Raw genomic sequence first — 17,930 nt, 5'->3', positions numbered from 1 at the left:
CTAGCTTTACAAACATATCCTTAGCATAGTCAGATACTTTATCATCAAAGACTTCTCTGCGATATTTTACAACTAGCACAAGATGGTAATACATTGAGAATACTGAATGATTATTACTGTCCAATTTCATTGCATTATCAGCCTTTCTCTTATCTAAGACTGATTATATCAATAAGGTATGAAGTGGGCAACAAAAAGCCTTTAGGCTATCGCCTAACCGACATTCATCTCCCCCTTATCGTTGGGCTTCGCCCTTCACACGATTGAAGAGGGAGTCTTCTGTCGGAAAATGATAAAAGTATCTGTTTTGGCTGTTGGCTGTTGGCTGTTAGATGTTAGATGTTAGATGTTAGATGTTAGATGTTAGATGTTTCATATCGTTTTTATTATACAAGTTTTTGTAGAAATGTGCATTATTGGATTTTGCTGTTGGTAGAGCACCTCTGCTTGTTCTGGTTTTGTTTAAATGATGTATATTTCTGGAATGTTCCTATCTTGACTTCGTTTATTTGTGTTAGTTCTGGAATGTTCCTATCTATTCTTGTTCCATTTTTGTTAGTCTGGAATGTTCCTATCTATTCTTGTTCCATTTTTGTTAGTCTGGAATGTTCCTATCCTAGCTAATTTGCATTTTTAGAGTTCGCCGTTTTCCATTCGTGTTAGCAACGGGCTTTTGAGTTTTTTTGCTTCTGCCTGTACTTTTTCACTGATCTGATTTGCTGCGATTTGGGTATTTCGGATCACGGTTTTTTCGTCCACCGTCAACAATTTACGGTCCTTCATGATGAACTTTCCATCTACCATGACGGATTCCACTTCACTGCCTTTTGCAGAATACACAAGGTTAGGTACGATGTTTCGAACCGGTTGCGTAATCACAGGGGACATGCTTGGTTCTTCCAAATCTACGAAGACGAGGTCTGCCTTTTTCCCCGCACGCAAAGATCCCACTTCATGGTCCAATCCTACCGCTTTCGCCGATTCGATCGTGGCAAGGCGAAGAGCAAGGTGAGCCGGGAATGTTGCCGGGTTTCTCGTCTTCACTTTATTAAGAATGGAAACGAACTTCATCTCGTTAAACATGTTATTGCAGTTGTTCCCAGGGGCCTGATCTGATCCAAGGGCGGCTGTTCCACCAGCCTCCAGGAATTCCAGAATCGGAGGCACGATCCCATCGATAATTCCAATGCTGCCAGAGCAGTTGATCATGGCCGCTCCGGACTTGGCCACCTGTTCCGCTTCTTCCTTCGTTGCCTCTGTGAGATGAACGGCAAGGAGACGTTCGTTGAGATAACCGATCTCGTCTAAAAAGGCGATGGACCGCTTGCCATATCGTTTCTCAATCTGGTCGATTTCCCTGTCCCCTTGTGCCACATGCATATGTAATTTTGTGTCATATTTAACAGCAAGTTCTTTAATTTCCTGCAAGAGTTCCAGGCTCATCATGTCAGGTCCGTGTGGTCCGAGCATAGCTGTGATTCTCCCGTTTTCCGCACCGTGCCATTTTTCAAGGAGTTCCAGGTTGTTCTGTAGTTTCCGCTGACCGATTTCCGGATGGAACGGATAAAGTTCCCCCACTGGAATATCACCGATGTCATTTGGAATTTCGTTAATGAGTTCGGCAACCCGAGCTCTTGCTCCAACTTTCACGTAGTTAGTGACGAGCTTGTTCATGTTACTGTCATAATCGCAAAAGGTAGTGGTACCTGCTTTAATTCCTTCTATTATGTTCATCATGGATCCTGTGATGTTGTCTTCAAGGGTAACATGTTTTTGGAACGGCCACAGGCCCACTTGCATCCAATTATGCATGTCCTGTGCCACGCCGCGAAGAATTCCGATCCCCGTATGGATGTGAGCATCGATCAAGCCCGGCATGATCAATTTATTTTTGGCATCCATTTGTTCCTCTGTGGAATAGTTGGCCAGTATTTCTTGTGTGGAAGCGACGGCTTGTATAAGGTTTCCCTTGATGGCCACCGCCCCATCTTCAATCAGTCCAACTCCCTGTCCCTCCATGGTCATGACGAATGCGTTGGTGATAATTAGATCTACTTTCATAATTGAGTTTGCCCCTTTCGGATTTGTTGTGGATTAGGTTCGTGGAAAAAGGTAGTTTTAACTTTAAGCACTTTTTATGGTTCTACTTAAATGGATCAATTTCACTACCTATCATACCGTAATTTGTGAAATTGTGAAAAGGGCTAAAGGGAACAATTTGTTAAGTTCGGACAAACTTGCACCTAGTTCGGACAATTCAACTACTGATTCTCCTCCAGTTGTCCGAATTTGCCCCTAGTTCGGACAATTCAACTCCTGATTCTCCTCCAGTTGTCCGAACTGACCCACAGTTCGGACAATTCAACTCCATTCTCTCCTCCAGTTGTCCGAACTTGCACCTAGTTCGGACAGTTCAACTCCATTCTCTTCTATAGTTGTCCGAACTGACCCCTAGTTCGGACAGTTCAACTCCATTCTCTCCTCCAGTTGTCCGAACTTGCCCCTAGTTCGGACAGTTCAACTCCATTCTCTCCTCCAGTTGTCCGAACTGACCCCTAGTTCGGACAGTTCAACTCCATTCTCTCCTCCAGTTGTCCGAACTTGCCCCTAGTTCGGACAATTCAACTTCTGGTTCTTCTCCAGTTGTCCGAACTGACCCCTCGTTCGGACAGTTCAACTCTATTCTCTTCGCCATTTGTCCGAACTGACCCCCAGTTCGGACAGTTCAACTTCTGGTTCTTCTCCAGTTGTCCGAACTGACCCCTAGTTCGGACAATTCAACTCCATTCTCTTCTCCAGTTGTCCGAACTGACCCACAGTTCGGACAATTCAACTCCATTCTCTTCTCCAGTTGTCCGAACTGACCCACAGTTCGGACAGTTCAACTACTGATTCTCCTCTAGTTGTCCGAACTGACCCACAGTTCGGACAATTCAACTCCATTCTCTCCTCCAGTTGTCCGAACTTGCCCCTAGTTCGGACAGTTCAACTCCATTCTCTCCTCCAGTTGTCCGAACTGACCCCTAGTTCGGACAGTTCAACTACTGATTCTCCTCCAGTTGTCCGAACTGACCCCTAGTTCGGACAATTCAACTCTTGGTTCTCCGCCAGTTGTCCGAACTGACCCCTAGTTCGGACAGTTCAACTACTGATTCTCCTCCAGTTGTCCGAACTGACCCCCAGTTCGGACAATTCAACTCCATTCTCTCCTCCAGTTGTCCGAACTGACCCCTAGTTCGGACAGTTCAACTCTTGTTTCTCCCCCATTTGTCCGAACTGACTCTTCGTTCGGACAGTTCAACTCTTGGTTCTCCTCCATTTGTCCGAACTGACCCCTAGTTCGGACAATTCAACTCTTGGTTCTTCTCCATTTGTCCGAACTTGCCCCTGTTCGGACAGTTCAACTACATTCTCTTCTCCAGTTGTCCGAACTGACCCCCAGTTCGGACAGTTCAACTCCATTCTCTCCTCCAGTTGTCCGAACTTGCCCCTAGTTCGGACAGTTCAACTCTTGATTCTTCTCCAGTTGTCCGAACTTGCTCTTCGTTCGGACAGTTCAACTCTTGGTTCTCCTCCAGTTGTCCGAACTGACCCACAGTTCGGACAATTCAACTCCTGATTCTCCTCCAGTTGTCCGAACTTGCACCTAGTTCGGACAATTCAACTCTTGTTTCTCCCCCATTTGTCCGAACTGACCCCTAGTTCGGACAATTCAACTCTTGGTTCTTCTCCAGTTGTCCGAACTGACCCCTCGTTCGGACAGTTCAACTCTATTCTCTTCTCCAGTTGTCCGAACTGACCCATAGTTCGGACAATTCAACTCTGTTTTCTTCTCCAGTTGTCCGAACTGACCCCCAGTTCGGACAACTGGAGGACAGTTCGGACAATTGGAACAGTGGGAAGGCTTGCTACTGGCATTCCACACTCAATAAACAAGACTACTCACCTAGTATCATCTGTTTCCGTGATTGGAAGGATTACGCGACTAAGATAAAAATAAAAACGTGCCTGAGTACACTCGGACGGAGTGTTTCAGACACGCGGCATGTTGAGTAGATACTAGTTTCACAAGGTATCCACTTTATTTTTCCCAAAGGGGGTTAATCGGATGTTACGGGTTTTGCGTTCAGAATATACCGCTCTGGTGCGTTCCCCACGAATCGGAATGGGTAGCAGGTGGAGACGGTCAGGACTTCTTCGTCGATGGAGAAGTCGATTACGGTGGTGTCGTCGGCGTCCACGATGAAGGTTTCGTAGATTTCATACGTGAAGGTGCCATAGTTCATCTTCACTTCAAAGACGTCGCCGATCTCCAGTTCGCCAAGGTTGCGGAAAACGGTGTCGCGATGGCCGGAAAGGAGAATTTGTCTGTTATCGGTGGGAAATCCGGTTCCCACGTAGTGTCCGACACCCCTTGCCAGGTCGTCTTCATGGGTTCCTTCCACGATCGGCAGGTCTGCGCTGAGGCGGGGGATGGTTAGTATTCCCACAATGTCTCCTTGACCTGGATCGAAGTCTTCAAGGACTTCCTCGTATTCTTTTTCGTTATCGGAAAAAACTAGTTCGATTGCGGTATCGAGTGCTTCTTGCTGTTGGGCATTTGTCTGGTATATTTCATATCCCGCGAATCCGATGATAATAAATCCTGCCAGCATGAATAGGATTGCGATTGCTTTTCTCATGTTTTCACCACCATTATGTGTATCGTTATGTCTATTATACAATGGAAGGAGGTTTAATACATCTATGAAAATGTTTATCTATGGATGGTGGCTACCGAGTATTAGCAAATGAGGCTGGGACATAGGTGTTTTAATCAATTGAAATCCAAGCAATCACTAGCTACGGAAATATGCTTCGCTATGATTGTGTAGTGTTCGGATCTTCAATTTAACACTTTTGTTATGTCCCAGCCTCTGATTATTTACGTAATGGAGATGAGCCTACTCCAAAAAACAAATCTAGTATTTAATTCCCGTGCATACGTATGCGTCTGTCTATCTTCTGCAAACGGCTGCGTTACTGTTTGGACATTGCCCTTGCAGTCCGGGCGGTCCACCTGGCTGATGTCCCGGAGGGTTAACTCCTGGCGGTGGTCCTGAACCGTTGCCGGGACTATTTCCACCACCGTTACCTGGACCATTGCCGTTGCCTGGACCATTGCCATTTCCAGGTCCCCCTGGCTGATGTCCCGGAGGGTTAACCCAAGGTGGCGGTCCTGGTGGTGTAAATGGCGGCCCACCATCGCCTGGTTCTCCCGGTTCGCCTGGTTCGCCTGGCTCGCCTGGCTCGCCTGGGTCAACAGGGTCTGTTGGATCTCTGTCCTCTTCCCCGTAGACACCAAGTAAAATGGTTCCTCCTTCCGAGCGTGCCGGTATTTCAATGGTAACGACACCGTCAGAGGAAACGTCCACAAACTCCCCACTGTAGTAATTGAAGACTTCCTCTTCAAAACCATATGGGACAGAGAACGTTGCTTCCACTGCCTCATCCGTTGTATTTAAACCAACAACGACCTCTTCCCCTGCGAACGAACGGTTAAAGACGAGATACCCATCGTCATTACCCCCAGCCACAAATTGGCGATCTCCTTTTGCGAATACTTGGGAGAATTGACCTCGGAAATGAAGCAGGTTTTGGTAATGTTCCAGCATCTCATTCCCTTCCACGAGATCCCAATCTAAATTATAGCGATTCGTGTAATAAGGGTAGTTATCTTCCCCGTACATTCCAAGCTCTTCCCCATAATAAATGACCGGTTGTCCTTTGGCCGTTAGTTGAAGAGCCGCTGCCACTTTGAACTTCCCTTCGTCCTCTCCAATGAGGTGCATGAACCCTGTTTCATCGTGGCTTCCTAAGAATTGACCAAGGGTAGCTGTGTTGTCTAGTTGGGCATTGCGGTTTTCCAGATAGTCCTGTACCCTCTCCAGATCACCGTTCACAAAGTCCCGTGCTTGATATTTGAAATCAAAATCCAGAAGGGAATCCATCATCCCTGACCGTAAATAACCATGGTCGTCATGTGGACCGGCACCCCATGATTCTCCAATCATCTTGAATTCCGGCATTTCTTCCGTCAGAGCATTTTTAAAGGCCATCCACGTCGTATCTTCCACGTGCTTTACGGTATCCACACGGAAATAGTCAATCGTATTTCCATTAGGCGTACGTGATTTTTCAATCCAACCGGTTTGCCAGTCAATGATCTGTTGGCGGACTTCCGGATCTTCGGTAATAAAATCAGGTAATCCTGCCAGTTCCCCGCGGACTTCGTCATTGCCCACATCGTGCCCTTGGCGTAGCATATGTTCAAATCGAGCTCGCTCTTCATCGCTCGGGTAGCCAGGAGGTGGATTGTCAATCTCTCCATCTACCATCTTCAGACCATATCCTGCATGATTCAACACCACATCCACCATAATTTTCATTCCACGATCATTTGCTTCATCGATGAGTTCATGGAAGTCTTCCATCGTTCCGAAATGAGGATTTAACTCTTCAAAGTTGCTTCCCCAATAGCCGTGATAGCCGTAGTATGGTGTAATATGTGGATCATCGTTAAATCGGACGTCATACTTCACATTTTCCACAATCGGACTGATCCAGATCGTGTTGATTCCCAGGTCATCCAGATAATCCAGTCTTTCTGTGATTCCGCGGAAATCTCCCCCTTGATAACTTCCAGGATCATTCGTGTCATAATCCATACCATACGGATCATTGTTCGAACTATCACCATCGAAGAAACGGTCCGTTAACATGAAGTAAATTAGCGCTTCATCCCAATCAAAGTCCCCTTCTCCCACAAACTGGCGGGTCTTCACTTCCACTTCCGCTTCCCCTGTGTGAATGTTCCCGTATTGGTCAACAACGGTAATTGGCAATATCTTATCTCCCGCCGTTACATTGTGATGAACTCCAATACTAATCTCCTGGAGCTCCGGATCAATAAAGACCTGATCGTTGCCACCAACCGAAGACAGATCCACGTATATTTCCCTAATTGGAGTGTCATCTTCATTATCCAAGTCCAGCGTCAATACAGCATTGTCGTTATAGTCAATTGCTCCTGGGCTCATTGAACCCGTTACGTTTATTTCCGGCTGATAGAAGGAGATGATCGAAACCCCGTCCTCGGAAAAATAAGGATCTGTCATTTCCACCGTTTCCCCATCAACCGTCACATAGAAACTGTAAATGTGATCTCCGTTTGGCAAATTTTCATACGTATAAACAAATCGTTCGTTGTCTTCTTCATACGTCATTTCATAACGGTTATCTAAAAGGCTCAATTCCACTTTTTCGATCTGGGACATGCTGTCTGTTAAATAGCGTTCCGGATCTCTAAACTGGAAGGTTGCATTTCCATTCGTCACTTCCGGTGCTTTTACGGACGGCACGGTGAAAAATTCCGTTTCGCCGCTCGTCACATAGACTTTCGTCATCGGGTCTGACTGATTTACTGTTATAAATCTGTCTCCACCAGGTTCCCGATCTTCCCAATCCCCTTTTCGGATAATAAATCCTACTTGCTCCGCAAGCGGTCCGATCCCAATCTCTGCAATCGCTTTTCCGTCTTCGAATCGGGTGAAATCATGATTATCGTCTCTGGCACCAGTAGCCCATACCCATACGTCCCAATCGTTGTAATCGCCATCTTCCCGATCATAAGTTAAACGTATATGACGTGGAACGTTTTGTGTGATGGCAGCAATTGCATCGTCTTCACTGGTGAAAACCTCTTGAATTCCCTCAATGATCCAGACTTCGGTTTCCGTTTCACCAGTTGGCATTTCCACGACTCTCGGGGCCTCTTCCCCTTCCCAATTTCCATACCTTGTGATGACCGTAAAATCATCTTCTGGGAAGGCGTACGTTCCTTGGGCAAATCGGTAGGATACACCGTCAACTTCCTTCGTATATTCTGTTTCAAACTCATAGACAGCGTCCGGAAGTCCATTGTTATAAATCCATAAACTCCAGTTTTCCAAAGAATTATCGAGACGGTGGTAATTGACCGTATAGTTGAACGTTGGCGCAGGGTCTGTTGGCGGTTCCCCTTCCTGATCCATTTTGATCACAACAGTGGTTAAGGGATCCAATGTGATTCTGTCCGAGGTTAACGTGAATCCTGACCGCTCGTTAACCTCTACTGTTCCCGCTTCATCGTTATCCACAAGGACGGTGCCTGAAGTTAGATCCTTGTTAATCGTCAGTGTCCGTTCGGTCATGTCAGCATTGACGAAAACATAATAAAGATCATCATTGGTGGCTTTGTTCCGATAGGCAATCACAAGATCTTGATCGCCGATTTCCGGAGCATCCACCAAGGTAACATTTTCATCCACCAGATCTTTTGATCCCAGTCGGAAAGCATCGGTGGATCTTCTCAATTCTATCAGACCGGCCGTATATTCCCTCGTGAGAGTATTGATCGGATAGAGTTCTTCATTTAATGCTTTTTCCCAATCCAGTTTATTGATAATGTCTGTTGAATCATAAGAGTCATGTATGAAATACGGGTACGTAAACGGTGTCCCATGTTCATCCGTCATATAAGTGGATTTGTATGGTGCCTCCGTTGTTTCCGCCCGAAATTGTTTTGTTCGTCCAAATTCTTGACCAGCATGAAGGAATGCAGTCCCTTGAGAAGTAAGAACCATGGCATTCCCGATGCGGATGCGCTGATGGATTTCCTCCTGATGATACTCCGGATCCTTTTTGATGGACTGTGCAATCACATCATGGAGCGTTAAATTATCGTGCGCTGCGATGTATGGTACAACATCTCCTGGATGAGTTGCCACAAAGTTATGCGGCTGTGCTTTGATGTTGTCAAAAATCTGCTGGATATTTCTCGCCCCATTTGTAAGAAAACGTGGCTGACCTTCACTTCCAAAGCCAGATTTCAACTCGTTTCGGAATTCATCTGAGAAGGATCCCACACTCTCGGTATATTGCATCCAATCTTGATCTGCAGGCATGACAGGGTCCCCTTCATCTCCTACGAATGTTCTCCAGCCTTCTCCGATCATCACGATATTCGGATTAACTTCCTTCGCTTTGTCATAGGCGATTTGAATACTTTCTGCATCATGGTCTCCCATCATGTCAAATCGGAAACCATCCACTTTAAATTCTTCCACCCAATACATGATGGAATCCACTAGAATTCTTCGGGACATTTGATGGGTCGTACCTAGACGACCTCCGCCAAAGCTTGTTCTTGGGGTTCCATCTGCATCCATGAAATGATAGTAGTTTGGTACAAGATCCTCAAAGATTCCCACCCGTGCGGTGTGATTATATACCACATCGAGAATAACACCCATGCCACGTCCATGAATCTCGTCGATCAATAGCTTAAATTCCTCGATTCGCTTTTCCGGATCATGTGGGTCTTCCGAGTACATTCCAGTTAAGGAAAAATAACTGTGCGGATCATATCCCCAGTTGTAATTATTTCCTGTGGATGAGTATTCTAGCAATCTTTCATCTTTATCCATTTCATTTGCAAAAAAGTAGCTCATCACTGGCAACAATTGAATATGGGTAACCCCCATAGATTCAATATAATCCAATTTTTCCACAAAGGCTGCAAAAGTACCGAATGGTGCTGTCAATTCATCGGCAATCGATTCATCAGAAGTAAAATCTCTCACATGAATCTCGTATATAATCGCATCCTCCCGTTTTTCAAAGCCGTCGATTTGAGCAAAATCCAAGTCCGGCCCGATTGTCGAAGGATCCACAATCGCCGCTTTCCCATATGGATAGTCTTCACTTACCTCCGTACTATCCCAGGCGGCCATAGACTTAGCATATGGATCAAGGGCAAGCTTCGTCTCTCCCCCATGGGTGATAGCGTAGTGATAGAAATACCCACGATGATTGTTCAAGCCAGTCTTGTTGGAATCGAGCGTAACTTCCCATACTCCACGATCCCCAAGCGTCATCTCAATATCGTCATCCACGATCGTATATTGGTCATCTTTATCGTATAAAACAACGGAAACATTCTCTGCCTTCGGTGACCATAGTTTTAGCGTGGCTGTCCCATCTTGATGCAATGTTGCGCCTAAATCCCCTTCATATCCAAACATCTCGTCGATCATTCGCCAACCGCTTGATGCCGTCACGGTCCGTTCTCCGAATGTAATAGTATAAGGGGTGAGATTCACGTCAAATGATCCGGTAATTTCCACGAGTTGCTGGTCAATGATGTTGACGCTTTGGACGGAAACAGGCGTCCCGGTTTGATCCTCCACATGCAACCCATCGAGGAGAATTTCTTCAGTTAACTCTTCTGTATTGGAAAAACGGAGCTGAATTTTTTCCGGAGAGAGAAGTTCCCCTGAAAGGAGTGCTGTTGGAATCGCCCCATAAGGATCTGTATAGACTTGATCGTCCCCTTCGAACATAAAGATCTGATCATATTCTCCAAGCATGGAAAAAGAATAATCACGGGTTTGTTCTCCGGTGTTTTTATTCACAAACAGGAACCCGATTTCATTGGCATCTTCCGTGAGATCAATATCGAAATACACTCCAAATCTTCCAATTCCAGAGGCATCGGTTGCCCCATCCGGCCAACCTCCCGCTTCTTCAGATGGCTGGACCACATCGCCCCAGTTCCAGACGCCCCAGTCATCGTAGTCCCCATTATTTCTTTCATAATGAATTCTCAATATGTTTTGTTCGTCTGGAATGGGTTCCGTAAGATAGACTTCATCGGACCCTTGTTTAATCCAAACCTCATTAATATCCGGTGAGAAAAGGTCAAGATTTTTGTCATCCCCATCTTTATCACCATTCGTAAGATTGAGAACGAGGAATCCCACTCTTTGTGGGTCGCTTGCTAATTCAATATCTAGATAAGCCCCATAATCTGTCACCTGTTCTGTAACGAACGGCGTGCCACCCGAAGGCCAATTTTCAGAAGGCTGAGCCACATCGTCCCAAAGCCATAACCCTAAGTTTTCAAAGTTATTGTCTTCTCTCTGATAATGAATCCGTAAGGTGTTCTCGGGAATCTCAGAACTGTCCATTGTCGTTGCCTGTTGATCAGGTTCGATTAATGGTTCCGCTGAACCTGTCGTCAAATATGAAAAATTGCCTATGGAAAAAAACATCAAAAATAGCATGACATACACACTTGCCTTTTTAATGGATCTCCTCAAATTCATCAACTCCTTATCATTTATTCGAATTATCCAAAGTCCAACAACGGCTATCCCCCTTTAATTGTTTTCTGATTTTTTAAAGAGTGCTCTTGATAAGAAAAGCGCAAGCGCCTTTGGTCACGAGCGTAGGGCAGTGGAGTAATGACAACTAGAAGTCCGCTCTTTGACTTCGGTTGTCACTTCCGAAGTGCCCCGTAGCGAGTAGGCGCTGGAGCTAGACAACTTGCCCGAAGGTGCCAATACTTATAAATTCTTATCTTTTAAAAAAGTGAAAGGTGTTTCATTTTGTGACAAGTATGATTCGTTTGCGAAAACGTTTGCACAAAGGTGTAAAAAAAGATGATGATTATTTCTGTTATTTCTATGTTTTTGCAAACGGTTTCATAGATTGTCATTTTAAAAATACTATGATTATTCTAAATAATCAAGGGGTAAATCAAGATCTACTGGTGATCTTGTGGATTCACTAAGTTGTGATTTTAATGTGAGTGCAACTATTTGCGCATTTATTTGTGTCTTATGGCGGTAGTGTTTGTCTTTTTAAGTCGAATTCTTCAAATAAAAGGAAAAAAAGTAGGCTATTAAAATTTTCATTCCGATAGTTGTTAATGGTGTTAATGGTGTTGATGTTGTTAATGGGATGGGTATTAGTATTGTTTTGCGAATGGGAATAGTGTTTGGTTATTGGATTGTAGTAGTGAGAGAAGCAGAATTGGGGTTATATGGACAAAGGTCATAAAAAATCGTTTCCCCAAAAAGAACGATGGATGGATGTTAACTTTTCTATTTAGACAGTATCTATCCTATTGATTACGTACTTCACAGAATTTTTACCGGGAAAAAAGTTTTTTTGCACGCTGCTTCCAGCTGGGCTCATAGACTTCTTTAGGAGAATACAGTCGGAGCTTCCGCATTAAATAAGGGGCATTCTGTAAAACAAAAAAGCTATACTCCGGTCCATTGTAATAGGGGTTGATAGCAATTAGCCCCCTTTGCTCTAAACTTCGGATCTCGTTATTAATCTTTGGACACATACTAACATGATCTTTGTTTGACCGTTGGATCAGATTCCACAAAGCCTTCTTCTCAAATACATGCAAGTGTTCCATCATAGCGTATACTTTTTGTTCTTCTGCCGGCAACTTTTCAATGTCTAGTTTCACAATCAGCACCCCCTATCTTGTCTTAGATTATTTTTATTCCACGAGCCCATAAATAATTCCTTCCGTTGGTAAAAATATCGTATTCAAGATGATTTCCGATTAGCGGTAAAAGAGGATGAATCGGTGTGGCACTTGTACCTTTTGTGTAAGCGCCCTTAGGCAAGCGATGTGAGTAACTTTTTATTAGTTAAAAAGAAAGAGAACGTCCTAAATGGTATTTGGGACACCCTCGGCTCTACGATTAGAATCACTAGAAAAAGGGGAGAGTAGTTCGTATTTTTCACGTATCTCTTATGTTATGATTCCTTTCATTCCCCCGCTTGAAATTCCCTGTTATCTTTGCCATTATTAATTGTCTTTCCTTTTCGTTTGCAGCACAGTTCATTTTTTTAAGAAATTTTTCAGCATCTTTTCCTTTTATAATTTTAACTTGTTTACCTTCATACTCCAGAAAAATGGTATTCTCTTTATTAACGCGATAATTAAAAGGGACTTCGCTGAAACGATTCCTTTTGTCAATTTTACCCATTTTCCCCTCCCTAATACATCGTTTCTTCTACTTTACACCTTTAATTAGAAAAGGGATTCCTCTATTGAAGGAATCTCCTCATTTCACCTTATTTTTCCACACCAGAGGAATTAGTCCAGTACGGAAAAAATTCTCCCCGCTTCACATCATATACTTTCCAGTTCGCGTCAGGGGGCATGTCAGGGAATTCAATGATGATATATGGGTTTGTAATTGCCATAGTCACCATATCACCTGGTCCTGGTCTATGTTCGATGATATCGACACGGACACCATCACTTTCCTCCTGAACTCCACTGACTTCCAGGTAATATCCGCCAGTGTTCCTTTGTCCGGCAGAAACGACTAAAACCGTTCCCCCTTGATATTCGATGGCATTCCAGCCTCTGATGTTTGTATTCTGTCTTAAACGGGTCAAATAATCCGATACATCTGCATCTTGCATTGCTTTCGTGTGATCCAGGATCCGGTACGTCGATGCATCTCTTTTCACTTCATCACTCCTCTCTTCTTTATTATCTGCAGGAGTTGTTGTATTGGTGTCATCGTTTTTCGGAGATTCTTGTGAATCCTCTGCTAGTTCTTTGTCCGTGTCGTCTCCGGAATTTGATTCGGCATGATCCGTCTGTTGATCCTGATCTTCCACATTTTCCGCTTTTTCCGTCTCTTCCTTCTTGTCTGTGGATATGAATGAATCATTGGTTGTGAACCCTTCACGTATTTCCATGAAGGAAGATCGATCGGTCCGTTCATTTAATAACTCCACAATCGACTGCTCTCCTTCTACGGTCGTTCCTTGACCACAAGCTGAAACGAACAAACCTATGATGGAAAGGAAGAATAGAAGTTTGTAATTCTTCACTGGAAACCCTCCCCGTTTTATTTTTGGGCCTCTTGGAAAAATGTTTGGACAGTTTTTTTCAGCCCATATTCGATCACAAAGTTCCTTATTATTCCATTAGTAGTTCGTACAGCTAGTTTATTTTATGTCCGAATTATTTGATTATTATGATTATACCTGTTTTTTTATGGTATATGGACATTAAATCTGTCTTTTTTTCGCAGAATGAGGAAAGCCGTTATCCCGATGGCTCCGCCAATGGAGTCCAAGATGACATCTTCTGTAAGCCCGGTTCGGTTTGGATGTAATAACTGGCGAAACTCATCTACTGCTGCATAACCTGTCACGAAGAGCCAGGAGAGGAGAGCACTCGTCTTGGTTTTTGAGAGCAGATAGTTAATGACACGATAAGCTAGTATTCCGAGAACGGCAAAAACAAAGAGATGTGCTCCTTTCCGGATGAAAAATTCCAGGAAGGCTTCTGGAGATCTCGTTTCTAAACTGACTAAAGTATCTCCGTATTGGAAAGATACCCAGGAAAACCAATTAGTTACCCACTGGAGGTTTATTTCCCTAATTATCGGCTGAACATTTTGTGTTTCGTAAGGTTGAGAGGAAGAAAAGTGGATCATTCCCATCCACGCTGCTAACGGGACGATATATAGGAAAAGGAATCTCGTATTGAAATGGTTTTGGTGCTTGGAATGGTTGTTTTGGTTGTAAGGGCTGTAAGGGCTGTTGTGATTAGGATGGTTTGAATGACTGGAATGGTTGGTTTGGCTAATTTGCTTTGATTTGTTGAGTCTGTTGGATTGGGATTTGGTATATTTCAAGCTATGACACCACCTAGATGAAAAGTTAGAAAAAAGTAGAAACATAGATCAGTTATTGTGATAATAATTAAAATTATAATTCATATCATACCATACAATTTAATGGAATAATCGGACTGTCGCTGTCCGACAGAAAATGACAGCAAGTGACAGGTGCCTGGCACTTGTCGAATCTGACAGGTGACAGGCACTTGTCGAATGGAACAACCTATTCTAAAGTGTTTGTTTTATGAATAGTATGTCTTATATACAACCCTGTTAAAGGGGGAGTTTGTTTGTACAGAAGTCGGTCTTCCGCAAAGCCCATGATCATTTTTGGGAGTTTTGTTCTTGTCTCCGTACTATTGATACTACTGTTTTTCTTCGTGCCCTCTAGTCAGGCAAAGAAAGCTGTGGATCAGTTTTATTCCTATGAACAAGATGCGAGATATTCTTCCTCATGGGACATGTTTCATCCAAAGATGCAAGACAGGTTTTCACGAAATAATTACATGCAAGACCGGGCACATGTTTTTATGAATCATTTTGGGGTTGATACGTTCGATTATTCATTGGGGAGAGCGAAACGAATCAAGGAGTGGCGTATGACAGAGGATGGGGAAGAACTTGATGTCTATCGTATCACTGTAACGAAATCTTATCGGGGCCATTATGGAAATTTTAAAATTGTAAAAGATGTATTTGTCACGAAAGAAGATGGTACGTGGATGATATTGTGGGACTATAAATGATTATATATGAAAAGCGCAACCTCCTATGTCTAATCCTCTCTTCATTTTTTGGAAGTAGTGAAACCGTTCAACGGGCATGCCACGTGCTGTGGCATGCCCGATATTGGACGTCCTGTCTGTCGACACAAAATCGTAGCTTATTCATGAGTGTTGCTCTTTAGTCACGAACGTAGGGCAACACCTCTTCCTCTACTAGCATCGCTCCCGTGTTGCCCCCGATTAAACGCTCGTTGAACAGTGAATTCGACGAAGTAGACTAGAATTCCGTTCTTTGACTTCAGTTCACTTCCGAAGTGTCCAGCAACAGTTGGGGCTGGAACTAGACCTAAATTAGCTATCCAATTCACTATTTATCCCTTATTTTTATTAACCCAGTCTTCATAGGTTCCACTGCCCTCGCATCCATTACAGGGGGAATGGGATGTGACAAAAACATACTCATTACTGAACATGTGATACCCATAACCAAAACAATCGGGACAGTTGGTTTGGTTCTCTTCGTTTGTCGAAGATCTCTCCCCTATACTGCCTGATAAATCCTCGGAATGTGATTGTTCAAGGTTAAGTATCTCGATTTCAGATTTGAGAAAAGTAAACAATTTGTCAGAGATTCTTGTTATGAGCCCCACTTACCATCACCTCAACGCTTTTTGTTATTTTGTGGAAAAACACAAAAATTATGTACGTGGTGCCAGGCACTTGTCGAATTCGACAAGTGCCTAGTATAGTAAATAGATCAAGATAATAAAAAAGGTCACCGTTTTCTAGTAGTATAGAAGTACCTATCACAGAACTTCTAATATACTATCCCAACCAAAGGAGAGAAAACGATGACTCATTCTATATTCAAACACATTCAAGGGAAAAATGGAAGTCGATGGGCTAAGTTTATTAAAGACGTAGGAACAGAGAATATATTATTAGTGGGAGTGGATGCAGCAAAGTACACCCATAAAGGGATGGTTAGTACCTATTTTGGGGAAATCATTGTAAGCCCATTTGAGTTCGATGCATCCCTTACGGGAATTGAAAGGGTCAAGGAACTAGTAAGCAAAATAGAAAAAGAATATGGCAAGAAGGAGATTGTAGTCGGAGTGGAGACAACAGGGCATTACTATGAGGACCTAGTTCTTCATTGTCATCTTGCAGGGTTTCATGTTCGTATCATTAATTCAGCGACTACCGCCAAGGAACGAGAAGCACTTTTAAATTGGTCGAAGACAGATAACCTGGATCTCATGGCTATCATCCAAGTACTAATAAATGGACATGGTACATTCGCCGATTTGACGAGCGGAAAGATACGTGAACTACAAAAATTAACACGTGCTCGCCGTGAATTAGTGAAAGAAATGTCTACAATGAAGAATTTAATAAGGTCTTATATTGATCATATATTTAGAGAGTTTCAAGGAAAAAGTGTATGGGTCGATGGAAAAAGAGAAAAAGTGAAACCCTTTTCGGATCTCTTTGGGAAAACCTCACGGTTTATCATGCGCCATTATTTACATCCTAGCGATATACTTACTCTTGGGGCCGAAGGGCTACGCAAAGTATCTGTTGATCATAATCTCAAAATACGAGATGAAAGTATTGATATATTACTAGATTTCGCTCAAAACTCCATTTCAAGAGGAAAACAATTGGTAAAATCAGAACAATTTCTTCTTAACCAAAAGTTAGATCAGTTTGATTTACTCGATAGGAATATTAAAGAGCTAGAGAAAAGGATAGAGGATCTTTTCATTGAAACCGACGGTGGAATTCTCCTAAGCGTCCCTGGAATAGGTGTTGTGACTGGTGCTGAATTGTTTGCGGAAATGGGCGATATATCGGATTTTGATCATGCAGGGCAATTAATCAAGATGGCTGGAACGAATCCAATTGTCAAGCAGTCAGGCGACAGAAATCCTTCCTACTATGGAGTCTCAAAGCAAGGAAGAAGGCAATTTAGAAATATTGTTTACCAAGTAGGGAGATCATTGGCCCATAATAACCCAGAGATGAATCAAAGGTACAAAGCGTTCAAAGAACGTGGGAAACACCACCGACAAGCATACGTGGCATTAGGGAATCGTATGATACGTTTAGCCTTTTCAATGATCCGAAACAATACTTTATACCGTACTAACCAGGGGAATTATCGTTTATACAATGAATTATATAAAAAGCTGCATAGTCCTAATATAAAACGTTTTTATGAAAAGTTCGTAGCGTCTGAAACTTACCACCAATCGGCTTAGAAAGTAAAAATCTATTTATAATAATCAAAGCAACCAATTTATAAATCCTATGTATAAAACATATAAGATATAAAAATTAGAAGTTAAATTTAGAAGGTTAAAACAGGGACTCCTCTAGGACGTTAGATCACATTGTTTATTGTGCCTGAGGCTTTAGACCTCGCGTGCCAGCGTAATGGATCTTGTCCTGCAAGTACGAATAATACGTGAAGAAAAAGTTGTATTTACTAGGCGGTACCTCTGTAGTATGAAAACGCAAGATCCTTTCACGTCGTAGAAGAGTCCTTTTATATTGTTCTGTGATAGTTGATCCTTTTCAAAAAAATGGAAAACGGAAGGTTTAGTTTGAGTTACCCTTTTTTAGCCAAAATTCATTATTGACTTATTTACCATTATACGCTGGCACC

13 protein-coding genes are annotated in these 17,930 nt (G+C 43.2%); 2 read left to right on the top strand and 11 right to left on the bottom strand.

The window, feature by feature from the left end; translation table 11 throughout:
- The 10 genes from KS419_RS24685 to KS419_RS24645 form a co-directional block, all read right to left on the bottom strand.
- The coding region (locus KS419_RS24685; protein WP_217069770.1) for a transposase at positions 1–130 on the bottom strand (130 nt) is incomplete at its 3' end.
- Between the two features lie 503 nt (positions 131–633).
- A complete protein-coding gene (locus KS419_RS24680) occupies positions 634–2,019 on the bottom strand; it encodes an amidohydrolase family protein (protein WP_246594779.1) in 1,386 nt (461 codons plus the stop codon).
- 550 nt (positions 2,020–2,569) lie between these two features.
- Entirely contained in the window at positions 2,570–2,695 is a 126-nt protein-coding gene (locus KS419_RS25405) for a hypothetical protein (RefSeq protein ID WP_281419883.1), read from the bottom strand.
- A gap of 602 nt (positions 2,696–3,297) precedes the next feature.
- Complete coding sequence (locus KS419_RS24675; RefSeq protein ID WP_217069767.1) at positions 3,298–3,462, bottom strand: hypothetical protein; 165 nt, start codon at positions 3,460–3,462, stop codon at positions 3,298–3,300.
- Between the two features lie 638 nt (positions 3,463–4,100).
- Positions 4,101–4,682 carry a class D sortase gene (locus KS419_RS24670; RefSeq protein ID WP_217069766.1) on the bottom strand — a complete coding sequence of 194 codons (582 nt, stop codon included), beginning with the start codon at positions 4,680–4,682 and terminating at the stop codon, positions 4,101–4,103.
- Between the two features lie 315 nt (positions 4,683–4,997).
- Entirely contained in the window at positions 4,998–11,180 is a 6,183-nt protein-coding gene (locus KS419_RS24665) for a pullulanase (RefSeq protein WP_246594777.1), read from the bottom strand.
- An 833-nt stretch (positions 11,181–12,013) separates the two neighbouring features.
- Positions 12,014–12,346 carry a hypothetical protein gene (locus KS419_RS24660; RefSeq protein ID WP_217069764.1) on the bottom strand — a complete coding sequence of 111 codons (333 nt, stop codon included), beginning with the start codon at positions 12,344–12,346 and terminating at the stop codon, positions 12,014–12,016.
- Between the two features lie 280 nt (positions 12,347–12,626).
- Positions 12,627–12,875, bottom strand: a complete 249-nt coding sequence (locus KS419_RS24655; protein ID WP_217069763.1) for a hypothetical protein — start codon at positions 12,873–12,875, stop codon at positions 12,627–12,629.
- A gap of 88 nt (positions 12,876–12,963) precedes the next feature.
- Positions 12,964–13,737, bottom strand: a complete 774-nt coding sequence (locus KS419_RS25585; RefSeq protein WP_217069762.1) for a protease complex subunit PrcB family protein — start codon at positions 13,735–13,737, stop codon at positions 12,964–12,966.
- 164 nt (positions 13,738–13,901) lie between these two features.
- Positions 13,902–14,549, bottom strand: a complete 648-nt coding sequence (locus tag KS419_RS24645) for a VanZ family protein (protein WP_246594776.1) — start codon at positions 14,547–14,549, stop codon at positions 13,902–13,904.
- Between the two features lie 275 nt (positions 14,550–14,824).
- Between KS419_RS24645 and KS419_RS24640 the strand changes: the two genes are divergently transcribed.
- Positions 14,825–15,280: a hypothetical protein gene (locus KS419_RS24640; protein ID WP_246594775.1), complete on the top strand. Its 456-nt coding sequence runs from the start codon at positions 14,825–14,827 to the stop codon at positions 15,278–15,280.
- A gap of 161 nt (positions 15,281–15,441) precedes the next feature.
- On the opposite strand, the gene KS419_RS24635 is transcribed toward KS419_RS24640, so the two are convergent.
- Positions 15,442–15,627: a hypothetical protein gene (locus KS419_RS24635; protein WP_217069760.1), complete on the bottom strand. Its 186-nt coding sequence runs from the start codon at positions 15,625–15,627 to the stop codon at positions 15,442–15,444.
- Positions 15,628–16,110: 483 nt separating this feature from the next.
- Here KS419_RS24635 and KS419_RS24630 point away from each other — a divergent pair, with 483 nt between their 5' ends.
- The gene (locus tag KS419_RS24630) at positions 16,111–17,523 is read left to right on the top strand and encodes an IS110 family RNA-guided transposase (protein WP_217065051.1); all 1,413 of its coding nucleotides are present in this window, start codon (positions 16,111–16,113) and stop codon (positions 17,521–17,523) included.
- Positions 17,524–17,930: the final 407 nt, after the last annotated feature.

It is taken from the genome of Evansella tamaricis, assembly GCF_019042215.1.
GTDB classification, from domain to species: domain Bacteria; phylum Bacillota; class Bacilli; order Bacillales; family Salisediminibacteriaceae; genus Evansella; species Evansella tamaricis.
The sequence above is the reverse complement of the archived record's forward strand: the minus strand, read 5'-3'. Positions and strand labels throughout refer to the sequence as shown.

Coding starts and splice junctions, on each gene's coding strand:
- KS419_RS24680 (WP_246594779.1), bottom strand. CDS start 2,019: ATGGAGGGACAGGGAGTTGGACTGATTGAAGATGGGGCGGTGGCCATC.
- KS419_RS25405 (WP_281419883.1), bottom strand. CDS start 2,695: ATGGCGAAGAGAATAGAGTTGAACTGTCCGAACGAGGGGTCAGTTCGG.
- KS419_RS24675 (WP_217069767.1), bottom strand. CDS start 3,462: ATGGAGTTGAACTGTCCGAACTGGGGGTCAGTTCGGACAACTGGAGAA.
- KS419_RS24670 (WP_217069766.1), bottom strand. CDS start 4,682: ATGAGAAAAGCAATCGCAATCCTATTCATGCTGGCAGGATTTATTATC.
- KS419_RS24655 (WP_217069763.1), bottom strand. CDS start 12,875: ATGGGTAAAATTGACAAAAGGAATCGTTTCAGCGAAGTCCCTTTTAAT.
- KS419_RS24630 (WP_217065051.1), top strand. CDS start 16,111: ATGACTCATTCTATATTCAAACACATTCAAGGGAAAAATGGAAGTCGA.